We start from the raw sequence: 23,188 nt of genomic DNA on the forward strand, positions 1-23,188 counted from the left end.
AGAAACTTCATTAGCAAGAAATGAAGTCGCCGGTCCCATCAATTATAGAAGTCATGCCTACTTTGTATGCAGATTTCCAAAATACATGCCGATGAGTTTTGCGGCATTATCTTGCATTGAGAACGCATCAGGATCTTCTAAATACTCAACCGCGATACCCCGTAAATAAGCACTAATACCAATCGTTAACAACATAGAATCGGTATTTTCTGGAAGCACGCCCTGCTTGATTGCTTTGTCAAAGTACCGCGACAAGGTGACGTTTTTTTGTTTCTTCTTTTCATTATATCGTTCCTTACTTTGCGCAAACTCGTCGGAGTAATCGCAGCGCAATAAAAATAAGGTCGCAATTTTCTTCTTCATTTTATTTTGTTCTAAATCAATAAGTAATTCAGTACATACCTCTTGCAATTGCTCTATTGCATTAGGACTGACTGCTTCGAGGCCGTCCGTGATCATTTGTATAAATGGGGAATGCAGTTGGTCGTGAAGTGCCTCAAAAATATCTTGCTTGCTAGAGAAGTGCCAGTAGACAGCCCCTCTTGTCACACCCGCAGCTTTGGCAATCTTTTCCAATGACGTTTTTGCAACGCCATGTTCGCTAAATAATTTGACTGCGGCATCTAAAATTGATTGCTTTGTAATATCCGCTTCTTCTTTTGTTTTTCTCATGACTATTAACTGCTCCACACATCTGAATGAAAAGAAGGGATCCGTTGTTATTTGCGCCATTTATTACTTAAAAAAGTATGATAAATTGACAACATACATCCATGTATGTATATTACAATAATCAATTAACAAGAACTTGTCTAGACTAATCACCTTTTCTCTCCAAGGTTTATATATATATGCACACATTTCGAATTTGTTTAATGATGGTATTTCTATCAACCACAATTTATGGTTGTTCTGACACCACAAAGGACCCACAAGGCCCGACTCAAAAACCCGCACAGACGGTCTCTATTCTCACACTAGAAATCCAGAACGTTGATATTTCGATGGATTTACCGGGCCGTGTCACACCTTTTAAGCAATCGCAGGTTCGTCCACAGGTTGACGGCGTTATTATTAAGCGCTTCTTCGAAGAAGGTGCCCAAGTTACACAAGGTCAGCAGCTTTATCAAATTGACGATGCTAGATATAGTGCACAATTAAACAGTGCTCATGCGGATGTAAAAAGTGCCCTTGCGAATCAAAAAACCATGCAAGCTAAAGCGGCTAGATACAAGGACTTAGTTTCCAGAAATGCCGTCAGTCAGCAAGAATTCGACGACGTCATTGCCCAAAACGAGCAAGCAAACGCAAATATTAGTGTGGCTGAAGCTAAAGTAACCGTTGCTAAAGTGAATGTAGATTACACGAAGGTGTATGCCCCAATAGACGGCCAAATTAGTCGTTCATATGTAACGGAAGGTGCCTTAGTAACCGGAAATCAATCACAACAGCTTGCTACCATTACACAGCTAAATCCTATTTATGTCGATATGCAAGAATCTGGCGCTGCTATTTTAGAGTTACGACGTGAAATGCAGCAACAAGAATCCTTACCGGTATCCATTTTAGTCAATGAAACTAACAGTGAATTATATTCTCAACAAGGCCAGCTGAAATTTTCAGAAGTAACGATTGATCAAAGCACAGGTGCAATTACGTTGCGCGCAGTGATGCCAAATCCAAATAGCATTTTGCTGCCGGGTTTATTCGTTACAGCAAGAGTGCATATTGGTTCAAAAGATGCAGTTTTAGTGCCTCAACGCGCCACGATGCGCCAACCTGATGGTAGTCTAATAATCTATTTAGTTGATGTTAACAATGTAGTCATTGCTAAAAAAATAAATCCCATAAAATCTATTGGTTCGGACTATGTCGTTACCGAAAATTTGGATTCGGGTGAAAAACTCATCGTAACTGGCTATCAAAAAGTCAGACCAGGCGCTAGCGTAAACGCAGTTCCTTGGACAACAAACTAATAACCGATAACCGATAACAAAAACGGCCTCTGGAGTTGCTCTACTCCAGTTTGGTCCATACTTTAATTTTAGAAACGTATTAGGAAAGCAATTTATGGCTGGCTTTTTCATTGATCGTCCTGTTTTTGCATGGGTGCTTGCCATCATCACCATGCTAACTGGCGTACTTGCAATCTCATCTCTGCCTATAGAACAATATCCAAAGGTAGCGCCTCCCACTGTATCTATCACCGCAGCCTACCCTGGTGCATCAGCAGAAACCGTTGAAAACTCAGTGACTCAGGTCATTGAACAAAGCTTGTCGGGTATCGACAATTTACGCTATTTCTCGGCAAGTAGCGCAAACAATTCAATGACAATTACATTGAGTTTTGCACCTGGCACCGACCCAGACATCGCACAAGTGCAAACTCAAAACAAAGTACAAGGGATTATTTCGTTGTTACCGCAACAGGTCCAACAACAAGGCGTTACGGTAACTAAATCAAATGCGGCCTTTGCCCTGGTAGTTGGTTTTTACTCTGATAATGAAGAAATAAGCCAGTTTGATTTGAGCGACATGTTGGTTTCACAATTCCGCGATCCTATTTCAAGAATAGACGGCGTTGGTAACGTGCGTGTATTTGGCTCACAACGTTCCATGCGTATTTGGTTAGACCCTGCCAAACTATATAGTTTCAACCTCACTCCCGTTGATGTACGCAATGCGGTTACAGTTCAAAACACCGACGTGTCTGCAGGACAATTAGGCGGTATGCCGGCTATTGACGGACAGCAAATCAACGCGACTATACAAGCACAATCTCGACTAAAAACGGTTGAGGATTTTGAAAGGATCGTACTTCGAGTTAACACAGATGGCTCTCAAGTGAGAGTGCGAGATGTCGCTCGAATAGAGCTTGGTGCTGAGTCATATGACGTTATTGTTCGCTATAAGCGCCGTCCAGCCTCCGGCATGGCAATTAGTTTGGCAACCGGCGCAAATGCCCTTGATACCATAGCCCGAGTAAAAGCCAGAGTAGATGAATTGAAATCGACATTACCTGATGGAGTTCAAATTGTCTATCCGCTTGACTCATCGCCTTTTATTGAACTGTCGATTAAGTCGGTGGTGCAAACCCTGATAGAAGCTGTTGTGTTAGTTTTCTTAGTTATGCTGCTGTTCTTACAAAACTGGCGAGCTACTCTTATTCCTACTATCGCCGTACCTGTTGTATTACTTGGTACCTTTGGTGTGCTGTATGCCTTTGGCTTGAGCATAAATGTGTTAACTATGTTTGCCATGGTGTTAGCCATAGGTTTGCTGGTTGATGACGCTATTGTGGTAGTGGAAAACGTTGAACGGATTATGGACGAAGAAGGTTTGCCACCCAAAGAGGCGACAAAAAAATCAATGACACAAATAACCGGCGCGCTAGTCGGTATAGCCGCGGTCTTGTCTACCGTATTTATTCCTATGGCGTTCTTTAGTGGCACTGCTGGCGCTATATATCGCCAGTTTTCCATAACTATTGTATCGGCCATGGGATTTTCGGTGTTAGTTGCGATTATTTTATCTCCCTCTTTATGCGCCACATTATTGAAACCACACGATCCTAAAAGAGACAAAAACAAAGGTTTCTTCGGCTGGTTCAATCGCAACTTTAACAAAGGTAGAGATGGTTATGAACGCGCAACTACTCATATTGCAAAGCGAGTTAAACGTTACCTAGTGGTTTATGGCGCACTCGTTGGAGTCATGGTCATTATCTTTTTACGCTTACCTACTTCTTTTTTACCCAACGAAGACCAAGGTAGTATTTTAATGCTACTGAGCACGCCACCGGGTTCAACTGCACAGCGTACCTTAGAGTCAGTTAAACAAGCTGAAGATTTCTTTTTAGACACTCACGGTGAGGTCACATCTGACTTATTTACCGTGGTTGGATATAGCTTTGCCGGGCAAGCGCAAAATGCCGCCATGGGTTTTGTACATTTGATTGATTGGGACAAAAGAGATGAGTCAGACAGTGCATTTGCCATTGTTAACCAAGCTTACGGCGCATTTTCTCAAATTCAAGACGCTACTGCGTTTCCTATTCTACCGCCACCTATACAAGAACTTGGAAATGCGACAGGGTTTGATATGCAACTGGTGGATAGAACTGGGGATGGCCACCAAGCGCTGATGAATGCGCGAAACCAATTACTTGGCATGGCAGCACAAAATCCTAAGCTTGCTGGAGTTCGCCCTAATGGCTTAGCCGATGTTGCGCAATTCAAAATTGACATTGATAGCGAAAAAGCCTCGGCGCTTGGTATTCCTCTCAACGAAATTAATAGCACATTACAAATTGCTTGGGGCTCGAGTTACGTTAATGACTTTATTGATAATGGCCGTATTAAACGGGTATATATGCAAGCCGATGCCCCACACCGGATGGTACCTGAAGACTTAGGAAAGTGGTACGTACGAAATAACAGCGGTGAAATGGTCGCATTCAGCGCTTTTGCTACTACGCAGTGGACCTATGGTTCACCAAAATTAGAACGTTTCAACGGCATTGCCTCGGTAAATATTCAAGGTAATCCGGCCCAAGGAGTATCATCAGGTGAAGCGATTACTGAAATGGAAAATATGGTAGCTCAGTTACCTGGCAATTTTGGTGTTGCCTGGTCTGGATTATCGTATGAAGAAAAAGCCGCGGGCTCACAGTCAGCGCAGCTGTATCTTATTTCCCTTCTTATCGTATTTTTATGCTTAGCAGCATTATATGAGAGCTGGTCGGTACCAATTTCAGTCCTGTTAGTTGTGCCTTTAGGTATATTAGGCGCCGTTGTAGCAGCCTTTGTTTTTGATCTACCAAATGACATTTATCTGCAAGTTGCGTTCTTAACCACCGTTGGCTTAGCTGCTAAGAATGCCATTTTGATTGTTGAATTTGCGAAGGACCAAGTTGAAAATGGAGTTGATGTCATGACCGCGGTTTCTACTGCTGCTAAACAGCGTTTTCGTCCTATCATTATGACATCCATGGCCTTTATATTAGGGGTAACACCGTTGGCTATATCAAATGGTGCGGGCGCAGCATCTCAAAATGCAATTGGTATTGCGGTAATAGGCGGGATGTTTGCAGCCACTTTCTTAGCCATATTTTTTGTACCTATGTTTTTTGTGATGGTACAAAAAATTACTAAGTAAATTTAGCGTTATTCAATAACGAGTATCGTGGGCTCTTGGCTGTTTACTCACACAGACTGGCCAGTTTGTCATGTAAATATATTTTGTCCTTGTTGCGGTCCTATGGCAATGCGGTAACTCACCGAGGCACTTGCAGCTGCAATAGACTGCCTTCGTCATCCTCAGGGAAATTGGGGCAAATATAACCGTTAATAATCATGCCCAGTGACTAGCTGCATCTGACTCGTCTAAAGCACTTGGGCTTAATGATTGGGCTATAAGGCGTTTAGCGGTTTTAAAACAGTGTCCTAAATAAATTATAGTGATACTAAAAATAAAGTGAGTAATTTGAAGATATCTTACGATGATGAATGGTGTATTTAAGGTGCAGACTTGTCTAAAGAAGACTTGTTATTTGCAGCGCAAGAGTCAAACGACTGGAAGCTTAATAGAGGTCAGATTTTTTTCGATAAACGGATTCAACTTTCTGCAACAACTGCATTCAATCAATGCACATTCAAGGGAACTAATCCGGCTCTGTTGAGTCTACATTGTTTGGATTATCTTACCATCAGGCGTTTACCAATCCGAGTGCTGCACTTGGAGTTGGAGAACGCTCTGTGTCATTCACTGAGAAACTGAGAGAAATAAATGAAACCATATCAAGCAACTATTTTTAACTCCGCCGTTTTGGTGGTATTCGGCCTTTGGGCGTATCTAAATGTGGCAGCAGAGTCGCGCTCTACGACGATATTGATCCCAGTGATTTTTGGCGTCGTTCTCGCATTGTTGGTTCCGTTTTTTAAAAAGGAAAACAAAATTGTTGCTCACGCGGTTGCGGGGTTAACCCTACTGATTACCATAGCGCTAATCATGCCACTAATAGGCTCTATTGGACGGGACGATATGGTTGCCGTATTTCGAGTGGGAGTGATGATGGCCGTCAGTCTGTTCGCACTGTTTGTCTACATTAAGAGCTTCATTGCAGTGCGCCGCGCGCGGCAGATTGAGACATAGCTGTTAGCCGCATTGTGCACCAAGCCATCATCCCGCTTGGAGGCGGTGATCCGAGTTTAGGGCGAAAACCACAGCGTTTACAGGTAAATGCAACGAGTTTTCATGTTTACAGTCGCTACATACGCTCCGCACAAAAACATCAAACTCGCGCTCAGCTAGTTGGTAAAGCGAGGTATTTTCTGGGCGGTGACGTTTGTATTGTGAAGTTGGCTGTAATGCCAGCAACACTCATCCTTAATTAAGCTACTTAAATGAAAGGGTGTCTGAAGTAGGCAAACTTATCGACTGATCACGAGACGGTTTTTGGCTAACCTCCAGTGACCAGTTTAGAAACCGTGATAACTCACAAATTCTTTATTATCTACTCGTACTGAGCGCACTTGATTGGCAGCAAAATTTTCGTCCGGATATCCTAGAGCAATACAAATCATAATAGCTTCGGTATCTGGTATTTGTGCGTATTTATGAACCACGTCTGATTGCATAATACCCTGGCCATTAATGACACACCCCAATCCAAGATCCCAGGCAGCTAGGACAATACCGTAAGCTAATGAGCCCAAACCAAACTGCGTAATACCAGCAGGCTCCAAGGATTTATCATAGGTCAACACAAGTGATACGGGGGCATCAAACTGACGAAAACCTCTCATCATCCAATCCATACGCTTTTCTTTATCTTCTCGCTTTATGCCCATGACTTCGAATAGTTGCACCGCTACATCAATCTGGCGTTGCCTATGCACACCGACGTAATCTTCCTTGTACGGAAAGTCACGGACATGGGGCTTTCCAGCTATTGTATCTTGCGTATTACCCTCGCGGATCTTATCCAAGACATCGCCAGTCACCGCATGCACTCGCCAAGTTTGTGTGTTGTAGGAAGAAGGTGCCCATTTGGCTGCATTTATAATTGCGTCAACCGTTTCTTTGGAAACTGATTTTTTGTTAAAACCACGAACACTTTTTCGAGACGCAGCGAATTCTGCAAAATTCATAAGATCCTTAATACTTTTAGGGTGACGTCACGATACTTACTATCAATGTAATTTTAAGTTGGGTCGTAATCTATTGTTAATTCGACTGACGAACATGAATAACAGCGTTTTTAATTTACCATAAATAACCACTTGATGCATTCGGTACAGGCTGACGTAAACAATACGTGCTAAGCGCCCTTCAATAAACATGGTGCCGCTGGTTAGATTACCCATAAGACTCCCAACCGTTGAATAGGTCGATAATGAAACTAAGGAACCGTAGTCTACATATTTGTAATCGGTTTGCGGTTTGTTTTCATCAAGTAGTTTAATATTGTTGAATACATGACTGGCCATTTGATGGGCAGACTGCGCGCGTGGAGGCACTTTAGAGCCATCCTGCATTAAGCAATGAGCACAATCGCCCAAGGCATAGATATTCTCATCCGTGACACTGACTAATTGCGGCGTGACCACAATTTGATTAATTCGATTAGTTTCTAGGCCGCCTATGTTGGCTAAAAAATCTGGCCCTTTTATGCCTGCTGCCCATACCGACATGCGGCTGCTAATAAATCGACCGTCTTTTGTATGTAGGCCTGTTTTTTCTACTGCAGACACTGCTGTATCGAGCAATATTTCAACCCCTAATTTCTCTAACTCCCGTTTGGTAATTTTAGCAATTCTTTCAGGAAGTGCCGGCAATAGTCGAGGACCAGCCTCGACTAAGGTGACTTTGAGTCGCTTGCTCGACAAGTGATTATAACCATATGACTTGAGTAGTTCAGAGGTTTTATAAAGCTCAGCGGCCAACTCAACGCCGGTCGCTCCGGCTCCAACAATAGCAATTTCTAAGCTGTGATTGTTGTCGTCAGATTGTAATTTTAAAAATTCATTAAGTAACTTAATATGAAATTTTTGAGCACTTGCAGGTGAATCTAAAAATATACAATGTTCTTTAGCACCCCCTGTGCCAAAATCATTGGTCACTGAGCCAATCGCAAAAACCAACTTTACGTATTCTAATTCTCGTGAATCGAGTATCACATTGCCGTCATCGTCTAACAACGGAGCCAAAGTGATTTTTTTAGTTTTTCGGTCAAGCTCGACCAAACTACCTAAATGAAAAATAAAACCATTTTTATTACCTACCGACAGATAATCAACCCCATCTATGTCAGGATCGAGGGACCCTGCCGCAACCTCATGCAATAGGGGCTTCCAGATATGTGTTCGATTTTTATCTACTAAAATGACTTTGCGCGCTTTGTTTTTGTAACGTCGTCCAAGTTTTACAGCGAGTTCTAAACCGCCCGCTCCACCACCCACAATAATGATGTTTTTTTGGCTATTGTGGGCTGAATTTTGGGTTTCCAGTGTTATCATTTATTGAGTCATCTTATATTAGTTAATTGTCAGTGTTTGTATAAAGTCGATGTTGGTTTTGCTTAGTAAATTAATTAACGAAGCTTGACTTCCTAAGTCTGCGCTTTCATTTGGGTGTTTACACGCTCCAAAGCCCATGATAAATCGCTACCATTTCCTCAATGCTAGGCACAATAGGATTATTTCCCGGTGAGCCCGAGGCTAATGCTTGTTTGGCCATGGTTTCACAAACCTCAAAAAAGGACTCCTTTTCAATACCAAAATCTTTTGGTGTTGGCACATTAAGGTCATCATTAAGTTGTTGTAGCTCTTTAATAAGGAGTCCACAAGCATGCTCATCAGAATCCACGTTTGTAGCGATACCCATCGTTCGCGCGCACATAGCGTAACGCGGGCATGCACCCGCTATCGAAAATGCAGTCACACTTGGCAACAACATCGCATTGGACAAACCATGAGGGACATGAAAAAACGCCCCAATCGGGCGGCTCATTCCATGCACCAAGGCAACTGATGCATTAGAAAACGCCAAACCTGCCAACGTAGCGCCTAACATCATTGCTTCCCGAGAGACTTTGTTTTTTCCGTTGCGATAAGCTTCTCGCAAATTCGGCGCAAGCAACTTCATTGCCGCTAACGCTTGACTGTCGCTGTACAGATTTGCTTTTTTACTTACATAAGCTTCAATTGCATGAGTTAGTGCGTCAATGCCAGTATCGGCTGTGGTGCGTGGTGGTAAGCTCAAGGTCAGCGTGTAATCGATAAGTGCTGCTGCGGGCATGAAGCCAGGACCGGCACACAGCATTTTTTCATCCGTCTCTTGGTCTGTAATAATAGTAAACTTGGTGACTTCAGAGCCTGTTCCTGCAGTAGTAGGGATCGCGATGACAGGTAAACCGGGCTGAGTTTGTATATGAGGAAACTTATAGTCCTTCATTTCACCACCCAGCGTCGCTAGCACCGCCACTGCTTTTGCACTATCAATAGGACTTCCGCCACCTAAGGCAATGATGCAATCGTAAGGTTCGCTTTTGACTTTTTCCAGCGCTAGTATAATTGAGGCGACTGTTGGCTCAGGTATTGTATTGTCAAATACATCTGGCAATTGTTCAGAATCGTTAAACTGCGCTAATAGGGCCTGAACATAACCGAGTTCAACCATGGTTTTATCGGTTAAAATAATCGGACGATAACAACCCAAACTGTTAATAACCTCCACTACTTTGCTTGCTGCATCTGCGCCAATTTGAAGAATTCGTGGGAGTACAATTTGTGTCGACATAAGCGCCCTTATTAAACTTGGTCATCATAATCTGAGTATAATTGTGAATGACATTATTGATAACATCAAAGATGTAAAACTACTATTAATAATATCTCGTTAAGATGAAAGTATTAGCTCAAATTTATTCATCAATGTCTTGCTCAAGCATAGCCGAAGACCCTAGGTGCGCATTCTAATACCCCTATCGATTGCGCCCTAAGTTTTCATAACTCGCTACCCAGTCTCCGCTTAATAATGCGCTTGGTAATATAGCTTCAGCGATGACGCGCTTTCCACGTGTATGCAGCATATTGTTCAATGTCTCTTAGTTTTCCTGTTTTTGTGGTTGTTTCAGAGACCGATTTTATTTGCTCAAAGTTGGCCTCAACCCACAAACCGAAATCTCTAGCTTGGCGAGCGCTTTCAAAAATAAAAACAGGGGCTCTTTGCATCGCATCATCAACAACCCTGACTGTCGCACCTGCGCGACTCCAATAAAGTTTTCAATATTACCCGCTGTTACAACAGGATCGAATGAGTAACTACCGACATGCTCTAATGACGTATCACATTTATCTTTAACAAAATCGCGACGGACTTTAGCCGTATTATGGGTATGATCGTTATCACTATCTCTGGGGATGCGCGCTGACATTATTATTCTCATTTAGTTAACTTATTGTCGACCTAATTATAAATATTGTAACGGGAGCAACTATTATACATATCTATTCGCTTGTATTTAACAACTAATAAGGCATTCTCTGTAACAACTTATATGAGTCCTTTATAAGGGCCTTACACAGCATTTAACCGTCCTTGCTGCATCGCTTTACAGAGGCCAAATCAGCTTGTATCCCAATTTACTCATTAGTGTATTTTGAATCTTGTAATAGCTCTATAATTTTATTGCTGAGTATGGATTTGGTGACCGGTTTAGATAAATATCCATTCATGCCAGCTTCAAAACATTTTTCCTTGTCGCTCACCATGGCGTTGGCTGTTAATGCAATGATCGGAATATTTTTTACTTGTTGATATTTGTCATCTTGACGAATAAGACGTGTGGTTTCAAAGCCATCGAGTTTTGGCATTTGACAATCCATTAAAATAAAATTGTAGAAGCCAGCCGCTTCACTATTTAATTGCGCTAGCGCTTCTTCACCATCATTTGCTAAGGTACAGGTGATGTTTAATTGGGCAAGTAAGTTCTGGATCACAAGCTGATTTATATCATTGTCTTCGGCGACTAAAGCATGGCAATTTTGAAATAAGTGGCCGGATATGTTGTCGGCATCCTCATTTTTGACTGTTGCATCATTCAGACTTAATCCGTCGCATATACCGAAAGGGATACTAATAGTAAAATTGGAACCTAACCCAAATTCGCTATCTACATTGACACTCCCCCCCATCAACTCAACTAATTTTCGAGAAATAGGTAGCCCTAATCCTGTGCCTTGTGCTCTGCGTTTAGCGCTTGAATCTACTTGTTCAAAGGGGTCAAATAAAACAAGCAGTTTATCTTGCTCTATGCCAATACCTGTATCAATTACTGAGCAAACAAAGTTGGCTTGCTCTGGTGTTTTTTTGTTAAGTCGAACACGAACGCTTATTGAACCGGTTGGGGTGAACTTAATCGCATTCCCTAATAAATTGTATAGTATTTGTTTTAACCGATGGGGGTCGCCAACAAATAGTCCTTTTTCCATTCCCGCTGACAAATAATCAAGTTTAAGGCTTTTTTCTGCTGCTCTATGTTTAAAATCATTAATTAATTCTTCAACTAACGTTAGCAGATCAAATGGTTGATTAGTGATACTAATTTTACCTGCTTCAATTTTAGAAAAGTCGAGTATATCTGTTATAATACTAAGTAAATGATGTGAGCTGCTATTAATTAATCCTAGGTAATATTGACGCTTATCTTGACTTATTTGATTAACCTCAGCATCGTCTAATAACATGTCAGTTAGCCCAATCACACCGGAAATTGGGGTTCTAATTTCATGACTTATATTTGCCAAAAATGCGCTCTTTTGTAAGTCGGCTGCTTTTGCTTTTTCAGCCATTTTTTCAGCCAATTGGGCGCTATGTTGAGCTCGTTCACTAATTGCTTTTAACTCATTTTTTATACGGTTCGATTCCGTCAGATCAATATTAACACCAGTGACTTTAATTGGGTTGTTATTGACATCATAGATACAGGCTGCCATGCCCAGCACGCTTCGAATCTCACCCGTATCAGTGATCACTCTAAATTCATGGTTAAAGTAAGAATGGCTTTTTAATGCCTTTGCAAATGCTTTTTTAGCTGCGTCAAGATCATCAGGGAAAACCGAGTTGCTCCAATCTTTAAAACAACCTTTGAATGAATCTCGACTACATCCATAAATTTCAAATAATCGGTCATCCCATATTAAATGGTCATTGTCTATGTCGTAGTCCCAGACCCCAATTTTTGCGGCTTTGAGCGCAAGAATGATGCGTTGCTCAAGCCCTTGTCGCAATATTTCATCCTCTTTTTGCATGGTGAGATCTTTGAATGTTCCAAAGTTTCTAACGACGCGCCCATTAATGACTTCTGAAAAACCAGTGGCATTAACGATTAAATTTTTGCCTTTATTGGTAATAAAATTTAAATCAGTTGAGTAGGACTCACCCGTTTTTTCTAAATTTTGTAATGCGCGAGTTAATGTTGGAATTGCGTCTGGATGATAAAACTTAATACCTTCTTCGAGTTTAGGTTTGAAAGTAAGCGGATCTGTTTCGTGAATACGATGAACATAATCAGACCAATACAACTGGCTTGTATCTAAATCAATTTCCCAATAACCCGTATCGGTCACGGTTTCTAGTGCAGTAAAGGCTGAATTAATTCGTTTAAGTTCAGAAGTATCTTCGCCTATTATATAGGATTCGCCCGAATTTTCGTCTCGATTAAACTGCCACTTAAACCAAAGGTAACTGCCATCTGCTTTGGATAATCGGTGAGTATAGTGTTGATTATTCGATTGCTTTTTTGTCAATATTTCAGCAATATGTTCTTTATCATCTGCATGGAACAAGGAGACAAAACTGCTGCCAAGAAAGACATTTTGACGAGAAGCCGTTACCTTTGATGCAAAAGGATTAGCGTAGTCTATTATATGTTTGCGATTACATCTGAAAAATATATAGTCAATATTTTCAAAAAACGTTGAAGTTGCTAACATTCTGCTCTCTTATTTTTTACGTAAATGTGAAAAGTTTTGCGAACCTTAAACCATTAATAAATTTCAAATGAAGCGAACAGATCTGACTGTTCTAAGGAACTAGACTTTAGTCTAATTTATCTATTCAAGTAATATCAACCCTTTGAGAAATAAAAGATATCGATTTGTGCTCTTAACATGGTATTTAATAGATAGTTTAGGCTCATTTGTGTATACCCACTCATTTGTATAAGTGTCGTCATTTACGTATTTGTGAGTTATCCAGCGACCAAATATCACTGGGTTTTATTAGTGCTTTTGGGTAAGACACATTTGGCTAAGGTGATTCTGGACGAAGTTGCGAAGCTCAGGCAGTAATAAAAATAATCTCAATATAACTATGATGCTGCGCTCGACAATAGGGACAGACATAAATCAATTCAATAACGCTTTATTTAACTTAATTCCTCTATTATTTTTGATATCGACAAGGTTTCAAGAACAGGTAGAGTGATATGTAATGCGTTGTATGCAAAAATAAAACTGACGGGCATGCAAAAAATAGGGATCGACCTTTATGGATCACGAAATGGTTTTCTTTAGAAGCTCTAAAAAATGATAATTAAAGAAAAAAAAATACATTTTTGGAATGGCAATAAATCGGCAACTAGGCGCAATTATGAGAAGCAATTACTGACTTTATGCTTGCAAGAAGCAGGCATAACCGATGCTGACATTATAGTTGATGAATGTGATTATCCAGTCGCCGAGGATGAAGGCAATGTTTTCTCTAACGGTTGCGATTTATTAGTCAGTGTGGCTGGTAATCAAAAATTTTCAGGTAAGCCCACAACTATTATTGAGATACCTGTTTGCCGAGGTGTTTTAGGACATCGCTTACTGGTAATACCGCAAAAACAGGCTGAGTATTTTGCAAACATTAATAATATCCACCAGTTACAGCAAATGACTATTGGCATTCCTGCCACTTGGGCTGATGCTGATTTGTTCAGGCATAACGGTTTTACTGTGTCGGAAAAAGGCAGCTTAGACGATCTTTTTATGCGTTTATTAGACCGAGAGTTTGACTATATTGCCTTGGGGGCTAATGAGATAGAATCAATTTTTGAGCAGTTTAACGGTGAAAAGAAAGGACTTTTACTAGAACCAACTATTTTAATCTACTATTCACTACCTCTGGTTTTTTACATTCACCCTCATAGACAGGACCTTGTCAGTATAATTAAAAGCGGTTTAACAACAGCCATAGCGAATGGAAAACATGAATCGTTATTCGAAGAGCACCATCCAGATTTAATCAACCGATTAGCTTTGCGGACGCGTACAGCGTTTCGATTAACTAATCCATATTTACCGAGTCAGTTGAAAAATTTTCGCCCTAAATTGTGAGGTTTTTAAGTTTTTAAGTTTTTAAGTTTTTAAGTTTTTAAGTTTTTAAGTTTTTAAGTTTTTAAGTTTTTAAGTTTTTAAGTTTTTAAGTTTTTAAGTTTTTAAGTTTTTAAGTTTTTATAAAGTGTGTGCTTTTTATCGTAATGTCAGCAACATTTTTTTCTGATATTAAACGACCGAGTTGTTTATCTCGGTCGTTTGATCAAACTAAAGAGCTTGTTTTTTACTTATTCAATGGCCTTATTTCCTAAGTTGTCAATCACATCTTGTGCGTGATAGCTGTCGTCGTTGGGCTTCATACCTTTACCCATTCTAATATCTAAAACCGTATGCACCTCTTTGCGATCGTTCTGTGAGCTTAACGAAATAGACGCGTCCATTTGGCTCGACGGTCGCTGATAAGTATCGCATGTGAGCAAACCGCACTGCCTTACAGTTTGACGATTTTGCGATAAGCCAACACTAGCCGCAGGATGCATTTTTGTTGATTCTATAAAGGTTTCTTTACTGGTTACTAGAAACCAGTCAAAGCCTTCTTGTTGGGTTAATTGCGCAGACCTTAATAAAGCAAAATCGGTCGCGTCGGCGACGCTGTTAGAATATATTTTAAATTGTACTCTGTATCGGTCTTCTGATATTTTTTGCTCGCTATGGCCTACGGATCCGTCAGTCGCTGCGCGATAATCTGGTTTTGATGTGCAGCCTGCTAGCAAGATCGTTATAGATAAAAAAATCATGATTGTTTTCATATTTCACCTCGTTTGGTTATTTTGATTGCCATTGCTTTGAAATGGCGATTTGTTCTTGCTCTGTATTTAATGGAGCTCCTGTAATCATGCCGTCTATCACTCTTTCTAACGATTGCTCCTTACTGGCAGTCTGATAGCGCTGAGTATTAATTTCGTTTTCTTGAATAGAAGCACGCAGACGCCAACGGTTGTTTTCCTTACAAGCAATGTTGGTTGAATTAGCCTGCTCTTCAAGCAAAAGATACTGACGACAAAGATCCCCCTCTTTATTAGCAAAACTAAGCTGAGCCTTAACACTTGTATTTTCGGCAATTAGGCTTGTTTGACCGCTAGTAGACGAATCTAATACTTTGGCTATCTGATTAGAAATCGTTGGCGCTGCCTGATAATTAATGGTGGATACACCAACGATTATCGCTAATACCACACTGGCGGCTATCGACATTGACGTATTTATTTTGGTTTTTACTAATTTCCAATTAAACAACTGCACTACATTACTTTGCTTTTGCCCTCTATCAATTTGTTGTGCTAGCTCTACAACGTTTTCAGGCACTGGCGTTGCGTCTATTTGTTCAGCATTTTCCACTACCCATTGATCTACTTGGCTAAGTTCCGCGAGGCGCATTACTAAATCATCATCCACCTCGAGTACTTCACGAATTATCTCCATATCATTTGGCGCTAATTCTGCGTCTAAAAACGCACTCAATTTTTCGTCGGTTATTTTCATGATTTTTGTCCTGCTGATTGATTTTCTAGCATCTCTAGCAGACTAGTGCGTGCCCTAGATAATCGCGACATCACTGTCCCTACTGGGATGCCGGAGATAACCGCTACCTCTTTATACGACATGCCCTTTAAAGCCACCAATGATAAAATCGACCGCTGGTCGTCAGGCAAAGTGCCCATCGCAGCATTGACCTTGGCAATATGCTCTTTTGCTTCATGCGGAGTTGACTGAGGATCAACTACTTTCTCTTGTAATTCTGGCACTTGGGTTGCCCTTTGTCTGACTTTTTGCGAACGATATTCATCAATCCAAACGTTTCGACAGACTTTGAATGCCCATTTCACGGCTTCAACATTCTCTGGAACCCCCTTGTTTAAGATTTTCTCGAATGTCGCCTGCACCAAGTCGTCGGCGTCAGCGGGGCTGCCCGTTAGTGAGTAGGCAAAACGACGTAACATTGGTATGATATTTTCATACGATACATTTACACAAGATTCATTCATTTTTTTTCTCTTTTTTCTCACTTATTATCAGGGTAACGTGCCAAGGTTAATTTTATTCCAAAAAAAATGAAATTTATTTTTAGCTGAAACGTTTACTCCAAAACTAAGCAGCATAATGTAGAGGATTATATGCGCTCAATCAGAACCATCATATTGCTGATAGTAACCGCGGTGGTAAGTCAATTAGCAAGTGCTCAAATTGTTGAACAATATACGCTCAGCGTGCCGCCAATTAATAAAATTGACTCTGTTGTAAATAAACTGCGCCAACCTTTGGTTAATGAATTACCTGAGCGATCATTTAGCAACCGCTTATTGGCGCCAATCGATTCACTTGTCACTTCCCCGTTAAATTCACTTCCTGACACTTTGGCGATTGGTGTTAATATGTTGGATCCGGCTTGGACAGAAGTAAGAGTTGAAGATAATTGGCGTGCGGTAAAAAACCAATGGATAATATTGGCCGATGAAAATACCAAAAGCAAATTAACCTCATTAGGTGCCAGGATCGAATCAGACCGTCCATACGCCGGTTTAAAACTGACCTTATTGCGTTTTACGGTTCCTGATAATGTAGATTCAAAACAAGCTCTAGCTGTTTATTTATCCGAATCTGATACTGCCACACTGGATAGAAATCACATATATCAAGCTCAATCTGCACGACGCATAACGCAGGCGAATGTGCAGTCAAATCAAAGGCCATTGGCTACCCCATTTTGCGCAGACGCTCTACGCATTGGCATGGTAGATAGTGCCGTGGAGCAAACTCACCCTGTATTTAATGACGCTAAAATCACCGCTAAATCATTTCTCTCTGGTAGTATACAATCGCCTACATTACACGGCACAGCAGTGGCTGGTGTGCTTCTAGGGAAGATCAATAATCAAGCACCTTTACTTAAAGGCGCCCACTTGTATTCTGCTGAAGTTTTTTATCGTCAGTCTGATTATGCTCAAGGCGCCACTTTAAACGCCATGATTGAAGCCATAAATTGGTTGATAGAAGAGGATGTCAAGGTAATTAATATGAGCCTTGCAGGGCCCGACAACGCGATACTAAAAGCGGTTATTAATGCTGCGCACAAACAAGGGGCTTATATCGTAGCGGCGGCAGGAAATGAAGGTCCTGCAGCGGACCCTGTGTTTCCCGCTGGGTACGAAGACGTTATAGCGGTGAGCGCGATTGATCAACATCAGCAACCTTATCGATGGTCAAATCAGGGCAGTTACATTGATTACTCTGCATTGGGAGTCAATGTATTAACAGCACAATCTCAACGACGTACCGGCCGAGAGTCGGGGACTTCCATGGCGGCACCAATCGTATCAGCTGCGCTAGCGTGCACGGTGGCTCGCATAAAAAACGCAGCAATAGCGAACAGAAGCGAGGTGCTAAGCGCACTTGCTGAAAAAGCAATTGATCTGGGGCCTGTTGGTAAAGACCCTATATATGGTTTCGGGGCTATTCAGCCTTGGTAACTGTTAGTTGTGTTTACCATTTTACGAAACTCGATCTTTTTCAGTAATACTACACTTCGTATTACGTTTAACGTTAAGCTTTGAAAAAACGTAGATATTTAAAACAAATACGACGTGTTATCTTTTTCAAAAACCTTTTTTCACAACAAAACAATTAAAATATAATTTTAGTAAAATGCGGACTGACCAAAACAAGCCGTTTAGGACAAGCCAGTTCTGCAATGTCTTCTAGTTTTCCCATTTCCTATTTAATCTCTCTCTTCCCAGCCCATTTTTAAATATAAAATTTGATGCATTAAGCTTTTTCAAAAAATAGGGAATAAATCAATTTTTGATCCGTTATCCAAGTGTCATTCAACACAAACACGAGGAAACCTAAAATGACTAAGTTCAATAAAATAGTACAAGTGATGGTAATTGCAGGCCTTACACAAATATCAATGAGCGCGTTCGCGGCCGACACGGGCGCAAGCCAATCAATCAGTGCTTCCAAGCAAACAAATGCAACACAATCGGCCAGCACAAACTCAGGGCAAACTGCAACGCAGATGAATACTGACGCTTCAGCAACGTCTTCTACTAAGGTGAAAGCTCAGGCTGATAATGTATCAGATGAAGATGACTCAGTTGAGTCAGATAACTCAGTTAAATCAGATAACTCAGTTGAGTCAGATACCTCTGTTGAATCGGATAATTCGGTTGATTCGGATGACTCGGATGACTCGGATGACTCGGATGACTCAGAGGAAGCGCAATCAAGTGCAAATAACCTAGATATAAGCAATGTCGTACAAATTGAAACCGTGCAAACGGCAACGGTCAAAATCCTCGACAACCTTTCTGACGTTGGCAACAACTTACTAACGGCAGGGTCTGATAGCTTCGAAGGCCAGTTAACAAGTACCTCGGCATTAGCAAGCAACACAACATTAGATTCAGCTTCACTGCTAAGCACTAATAATGAGCAGTCTTCTGAGTCTATCGGTAATGCTGATAACGCATTAATTCAGGAAGATCCTGAAACTGTAGCAACAGCAGAAGATCCTGACACTGTGGCAACAGCAGAAGGTCCCAGCACTGAAGCAAGCGCTGAAGACGCAGATAGCGGTTTAACCGCTGCCACTGACGCATCAACTGTTATCGACCAAACTATTCAGGCTAACGTGCTTGACTCCATCACGAGTAATACTCAGAACTCAGTTTCTGAATCAGTGAATAGTCAAATCAGTACCTTGGTTTCTGAACAGATTACTAACGAGATCGCAGCAGCCACCACAGCAGAGGTAGTCAACAACATCAGTAATGACTTAAGTCTAGGTCTTTAATTATTGACTTACCTATTAACGCCGGCCTGGGGTCGGCGTTCATCTCATTCTCGTAAGGATTCTACAATGAAATTAATTATATGTAAGATTATTGGTTTGTTAGCAGTATCTGCCAGTGCTACCGTACTAGCAGATTCAAACAGTGACTTTAACGTTAGTGGTGAGGTTAGCGCCGGATTAATTAACAATTCAGCATTGAGTGTTGATGAGATTGATAATGTGTCAAGCGATAGCGATAGCGGAAACGAAATTGGCATACAACTGAACGCAAAATGGTTACCCAATGAAAAAATAAAGGTAGTTACAGGTTATTCATATCAACAACAAAATTATAATACATTCAGCCAATATGACTTGGCTCTACATCAAGCCAATGTGGATACAAGCTACCAATTAAGTAACGGCGAAATTGGACTTAGACTTGATGCAGCAACAGCAAGTTTGGCTACAAAAACGTTCTTAGAATTTCAGCAAGCTACTGTTTATTATGGCTCATTTGTTAAACCACACACTTATATACGTACAAGCTTCAAAATTAAGAATAAATCGTTTGCCGAGTTAACCGATAGAGATGCAGAGGCGTTGGCTGTGTCTACTGACATATTTCATTTTATCAATAACGCCAATACGATGCTTATGCTTGGCGTTAACATCGAGAAAGAAAATGCAATTAATCAAGCGTTTAGTTTTAAAGGAGCGGGAATTGCTTCTAAGGTTTCTCACAAATTCACACTATTCGGATTGGGTTCTCAGATTGGCTTAGATTGGCGCTATCAAATGAAAGACTACATTAGCCTACAAAATGTGGGAGCAGAGTCTGAAGAAAAAACACAACGAGATGATAACAGACACGTAATTACAGCAAGTTGGTCACTCAATATATTAGATAACTTAGCGCTAAAGACAGAGTTAGAACGCGGAGACTATAGCTCTGACCTGGATAAACTAACTTACACACAAAACGTGGCTAGCGTAGGTGTCAGTTATCAGTGGTAGTATGTTAAACAAATGGCACCTTGCGGTCAGTCGATATGCCTCGCTGTTTTTGCGCCCATCAAGGTATATGATCGCATCGCTTGTTTCATTAAGTTGACAGTATCGCCATAACCCTAAATAATCTGCACGCAGAACACCACACTAATGCTTAATTACTTTGGGAACATCATGGATAAACAAGTCAGCGCACGAAGCACTAGCCAAAAAGCATTACGCATTAATTTAGACGAAAAAAAGTACGGTACCATCGTTGAGATTGGCGCTGGACAGGAAGTAGCCAGACAGTTTTTTCTAGCGGGCGCAGCTGCGGGCACAATTGCTAAAACCATGTCAGCCTATGATATGAAGTTTTCTGACGCTATTTACGGCGTTCAAGAAGATCGACGTTACGTTAGTAAGTCAAGAGTTCAAGCCATGATGGACCAAGAGTTCAAACTAGTGGTTGAACGAGTCGGTGATATTCGTTCCAAGTCCTCACGTTATTTTGCTTACGCAGCTACGGTCGCTGCTAAAAGCTTTAAAAGCGATAATGAGTGTCACGCTTGGTGCGGAATAAGAGTACAAATGTATCCTGGCGCAGAAGCGTCTGAAATAACCATGCATGTTAGAATGCGTGATGATAACGCCGAAGCACAGCAACAAGCATTAGGCGTGCTCGGTGTTAACTTAATTTATGCTGCCTTCTACTATTTTGAGAATCCTAGAACAATGATTGATTCGTTAACCGACAATATGAAAACCAAGCGTATTGAAATTGATTCAATTGATTTTCAAGGTCCATATTTTGAGGACTTAGATAATCGAATGAAAAACATACACTTGATTAGAAGTTGGAAAACGCGCGCCATTATGCTGAAACCAGATGGTTCAGTAGCGGTGCCAGCAGAATTACTTTACAAAAAGAATGTGTTAACGATACGCGGTTCATTCCGCCCAGTGACAAAGCTAAATATAGATATGATCGAACAAGGTAAACGGTCCTTCTATGAACTTGAAGATGTAACACCAGAAAACACCATTGCGATTGCTGAAATTTCACTTAACGATGTAAAAGGTAATGATGCCAACTTCTCTGAGCAGGATATTATTCAGCGAGTGCAAGTGCTACATTCGTTGGGTTATCATGTGATGATTTCAGATTACACTCGCTATTTTTCTCTGCGCGCATACTTTCGCCAATACACTAATCTTAACATCGGCATAGTAGTTGGCATGATAAACGTTAAGCAAATTTTCGATGAGGATTTTTATCGTGGTGTTGAAGGCGGTATCTTAGAAGGTTTTGGCAAACTCTTTCCCGACCATACACGTCTGTTTGTTTATCCAGAGCTTAATTCTGAAGGCGAAATTAGCAAGTTCACTGATGTAAAAGTGCCTGAGCACTTACGCTTTTTATATCGCCACTTACTGGAAAATGACTTTATTTCAGGCATCGACTGCAGTGATAAAGAATTGTTTAAAATCTTCTCTAGATCCATATTAAAGCAAATTCCAAAAGGCCGAGGTAATTGGGAGAAGGCGCTTCCCAAAGATGCTGTAGATGAAATTGTAAATAACAAATTCTTTGGCTTTAGAGAGTAGGCAAAATTCTTTTTGCATAATACCCGTGACTGGTTGATTCGACGGTTGTTCATTCAACGGTTGTTGATTTCATAGCCTTTAGGTTATACTCACCCTGTCCTGCCTCCTCTGCATTTTCGGAACCGTCATGCGTTCAATCCTGGTGTCTATCTTAGCCTTATTTTTAGGCATTTTCTTGCTGTTAATGGGCAACAGTTTACTTAGCACATTGTTAGTTTTGCGCGGTGTTTCTGAGGGTTTCTCTGGGCAATTTTTAGGTATTCTGACGTCTGTCTATTTTTTTGGCGCCTTCGTAGCAACGTTGATGGCTTCTGCCATGATCAAGCGGATGGGGCATATTCGCTGCTTTACGTTCTGTACGGCTTTACTTGGATGTAGCGTTTTAGCTTACGTAATATTTATCTCGCCAGTGGCATGGCTGTTTATTCGATTCTTTACCGGCTTTGGTATATTTGTGGTTTATACCGTGGTCGAAAGCTGGCTAAACGGTCAAACCCAAGACGCTTACCGTAGCCGTGTATTTTCTATTTATACTTTTGTCAATTTGATAGCTATTGCCGCTTCGCAACAGCTGTTGCTAATCGACAATGCCACCAGCTATACACTTTTTATCATTGCTAGTTTTCTTATCACCGCCGCGGTTATGCCAATATCTTGGACACGTTTACAGCAACCGCATGTGGTAGTTGACATGCCATCTATGAGTATTTTAAAAGTTTTTGATGCTGCCCCAGTAGCGGTAACGGGCTGCTTGGTATCAGGTTTAATTATGGGACCCTTTTGGGGGCTAACTCCGTTGTTTGTAAGCGAACTAGGTTACACTAACGAAGAACTAGCTGCCTTTATCTCCCTTTCTATTCTTGGCGGTGCTTTGATCCAATATCCGGTAGGTCGTTGGTCAGATAAGATGGACCGCCGACGAGTCATTCTGTTCACGTTTATCTTAGGAACAATAGTGGCATTGTCGATGGCTATTTGCGCAAAATATTACCCTGGTGAACACGGATTAATAACCGCACTCTCAGCCGTTTTTTGTGGTTTGGTTCTGGCTGTTTATCCTATTTCGGTGGTACACCTAGTGGATAGAATTCACAAAGATCATCTGGTGGCTGGGTCAAGCAGTTTGTTAATGATTTATGGTTTAGGATCTTTTGTTGGGCCGGCGATTGCTGGTTTTGCACTGAAATATATGGGTGCTAGCGCGTTGCCAGCATACTATCTAAGCGTTTTGGCTATTTTCAGTTTGATTTTAATAATGCAATTGGTCCGATCACGCATCGTTGAACGACCAGAAGACCATGAGAGTCGATATGTTGCGATGGTGCGTACGTCGCCAAATGTGCTCCCTATGCATCCTGAATCTGAAGAGGTGCTAGATGCACCAGAAGACCGACGTAGCGAAGATAATAAGGTCAGTAAAGCCAATTAATCC

The 23,188-nt window shown here is 41.1% G+C and carries 21 protein-coding genes; 11 read left to right on the forward strand and 10 right to left on the reverse strand.

Going from position 1 to position 23,188, the window contains the following annotated elements:
* Nucleotides 1-57: 57 nt before the first annotated feature.
* On the reverse strand, nt 58-672 hold the full coding sequence (locus CXF81_RS08385; RefSeq protein ID WP_101180918.1) for a TetR family transcriptional regulator: 615 nt from the start codon (nt 670-672) through the stop codon (nt 58-60).
* Nucleotides 673-851: 179 nt separating this feature from the next.
* Between CXF81_RS08385 and CXF81_RS08390 the strand changes: the two genes are divergently transcribed.
* From CXF81_RS08390 to CXF81_RS19850, 5 genes are all read left to right on the forward strand, one after another.
* On the forward strand, nt 852-1,976 hold the full coding sequence (locus CXF81_RS08390) for an efflux RND transporter periplasmic adaptor subunit (RefSeq protein WP_101180919.1): 1,125 nt from the start codon (nt 852-854) through the stop codon (nt 1,974-1,976).
* A 94-nt stretch (nt 1,977-2,070) separates the two neighbouring features.
* On the forward strand, nt 2,071-5,157 hold the full coding sequence (locus tag CXF81_RS08395) for an efflux RND transporter permease subunit (protein WP_101180920.1): 3,087 nt from the start codon (nt 2,071-2,073) through the stop codon (nt 5,155-5,157).
* 372 nt (nt 5,158-5,529) lie between these two features.
* On the forward strand, nt 5,530-5,778 hold the full coding sequence (locus CXF81_RS19845) for a hypothetical protein (RefSeq protein ID WP_157825528.1): 249 nt from the start codon (nt 5,530-5,532) through the stop codon (nt 5,776-5,778).
* 9 nt (nt 5,779-5,787) lie between these two features.
* Nucleotides 5,788-6,153, forward strand: coding sequence for a hypothetical protein (locus tag CXF81_RS08405; RefSeq protein WP_101180921.1), 366 nt, complete (start codon nt 5,788-5,790; stop codon nt 6,151-6,153).
* Nucleotides 6,154-6,167: 14 nt separating this feature from the next.
* Nucleotides 6,168-6,395, forward strand: a complete 228-nt coding sequence (locus tag CXF81_RS19850) for a hypothetical protein (RefSeq protein ID WP_157825529.1) — start codon at nt 6,168-6,170, stop codon at nt 6,393-6,395.
* A gap of 84 nt (nt 6,396-6,479) precedes the next feature.
* On the opposite strand, the gene CXF81_RS08410 is transcribed toward CXF81_RS19850, so the two are convergent.
* From CXF81_RS08410 to CXF81_RS08430, 6 genes are all read right to left on the reverse strand, one after another.
* A complete protein-coding gene (locus tag CXF81_RS08410) occupies nt 6,480-7,151 on the reverse strand; it encodes a nitroreductase (protein ID WP_101180922.1) in 672 nt (223 codons plus the stop codon).
* Nucleotides 7,152-7,193: 42 nt separating this feature from the next.
* On the reverse strand, nt 7,194-8,519 hold the full coding sequence (locus tag CXF81_RS08415; protein ID WP_101180923.1) for an NAD(P)/FAD-dependent oxidoreductase: 1,326 nt from the start codon (nt 8,517-8,519) through the stop codon (nt 7,194-7,196).
* Nucleotides 8,520-8,637: 118 nt separating this feature from the next.
* Nucleotides 8,638-9,801, reverse strand: a complete 1,164-nt coding sequence (locus CXF81_RS08420) for an iron-containing alcohol dehydrogenase (RefSeq protein WP_101180924.1) — start codon at nt 9,799-9,801, stop codon at nt 8,638-8,640.
* Between the two features lie 257 nt (nt 9,802-10,058).
* Nucleotides 10,059-10,214, reverse strand: a complete 156-nt coding sequence (locus CXF81_RS20290; RefSeq protein WP_232771859.1) for a hypothetical protein — start codon at nt 10,212-10,214, stop codon at nt 10,059-10,061.
* Complete coding sequence (locus CXF81_RS08425; RefSeq protein ID WP_232771860.1) at nt 10,148-10,438, reverse strand: hypothetical protein; 291 nt, start codon at nt 10,436-10,438, stop codon at nt 10,148-10,150. The genes CXF81_RS20290 and CXF81_RS08425 overlap by 67 nt, the downstream gene beginning before the upstream one ends.
* A gap of 208 nt (nt 10,439-10,646) precedes the next feature.
* Complete coding sequence (locus tag CXF81_RS08430) at nt 10,647-12,998, reverse strand: PAS domain-containing hybrid sensor histidine kinase/response regulator (RefSeq protein WP_101180925.1); 2,352 nt, start codon at nt 12,996-12,998, stop codon at nt 10,647-10,649.
* A 594-nt stretch (nt 12,999-13,592) separates the two neighbouring features.
* Between CXF81_RS08430 and CXF81_RS08435 the strand changes: the two genes are divergently transcribed.
* Nucleotides 13,593-14,387 (forward strand): hypothetical protein, encoded by a 795-nt coding sequence (locus CXF81_RS08435; protein ID WP_101180926.1) that lies wholly within the window; start codon nt 13,593-13,595, stop codon nt 14,385-14,387.
* Nucleotides 14,388-14,614: 227 nt separating this feature from the next.
* Here CXF81_RS08435 and CXF81_RS08440 read toward each other — a convergent pair whose 3' ends face one another.
* From CXF81_RS08440 to CXF81_RS08450, 3 genes are read right to left on the reverse strand one after another with little or no spacing between them, the layout of a single operon-like run.
* Nucleotides 14,615-15,136 (reverse strand): hypothetical protein, encoded by a 522-nt coding sequence (locus tag CXF81_RS08440; RefSeq protein ID WP_101180927.1) that lies wholly within the window; start codon nt 15,134-15,136, stop codon nt 14,615-14,617.
* A 16-nt stretch (nt 15,137-15,152) separates the two neighbouring features.
* Nucleotides 15,153-15,869 (reverse strand): hypothetical protein, encoded by a 717-nt coding sequence (locus tag CXF81_RS08445; protein ID WP_101180928.1) that lies wholly within the window; start codon nt 15,867-15,869, stop codon nt 15,153-15,155.
* The gene (locus tag CXF81_RS08450; RefSeq protein ID WP_101180929.1) at nt 15,866-16,372 is read right to left on the reverse strand and encodes an RNA polymerase sigma factor; all 507 of its coding nucleotides are present in this window, start codon (nt 16,370-16,372) and stop codon (nt 15,866-15,868) included. Before CXF81_RS08450 ends, CXF81_RS08445 begins: the two co-directional genes overlap by 4 nt.
* A 129-nt stretch (nt 16,373-16,501) precedes the next feature.
* Here CXF81_RS08450 and CXF81_RS08455 point away from each other — a divergent pair, with 129 nt between their 5' ends.
* The 5 genes from CXF81_RS08455 to CXF81_RS08475 all read left to right on the forward strand — a co-directional run bounded on the left by CXF81_RS08455 (nt 16,502) and on the right by CXF81_RS08475 (nt 23,185).
* Entirely contained in the window at nt 16,502-17,854 is a 1,353-nt protein-coding gene (locus tag CXF81_RS08455; RefSeq protein ID WP_101180930.1) for a S8 family serine peptidase, read from the forward strand.
* A 380-nt stretch (nt 17,855-18,234) separates the two neighbouring features.
* Entirely contained in the window at nt 18,235-19,179 is a 945-nt protein-coding gene (locus CXF81_RS08460; protein WP_101180931.1) for a hypothetical protein, read from the forward strand.
* A 66-nt stretch (nt 19,180-19,245) separates the two neighbouring features.
* A complete protein-coding gene (locus CXF81_RS08465; protein WP_101180932.1) occupies nt 19,246-20,175 on the forward strand; it encodes a hypothetical protein in 930 nt (309 codons plus the stop codon).
* 168 nt (nt 20,176-20,343) lie between these two features.
* Nucleotides 20,344-21,756 (forward strand): nicotinate-nucleotide adenylyltransferase, encoded by a 1,413-nt coding sequence (locus CXF81_RS08470; protein ID WP_101180933.1) that lies wholly within the window; start codon nt 20,344-20,346, stop codon nt 21,754-21,756.
* A gap of 127 nt (nt 21,757-21,883) precedes the next feature.
* A complete protein-coding gene (locus tag CXF81_RS08475; protein WP_101180934.1) occupies nt 21,884-23,185 on the forward strand; it encodes an MFS transporter in 1,302 nt (433 codons plus the stop codon).
* The last annotated feature ends 3 nt before the right edge of the window (nt 23,186-23,188 follow it).

The sequence above is a fragment of the Glaciecola sp. 33A genome (assembly GCF_002836745.1).
In the GTDB taxonomy this organism is placed as follows: Bacteria; Pseudomonadota; Gammaproteobacteria; order Enterobacterales; family Alteromonadaceae; genus Glaciecola.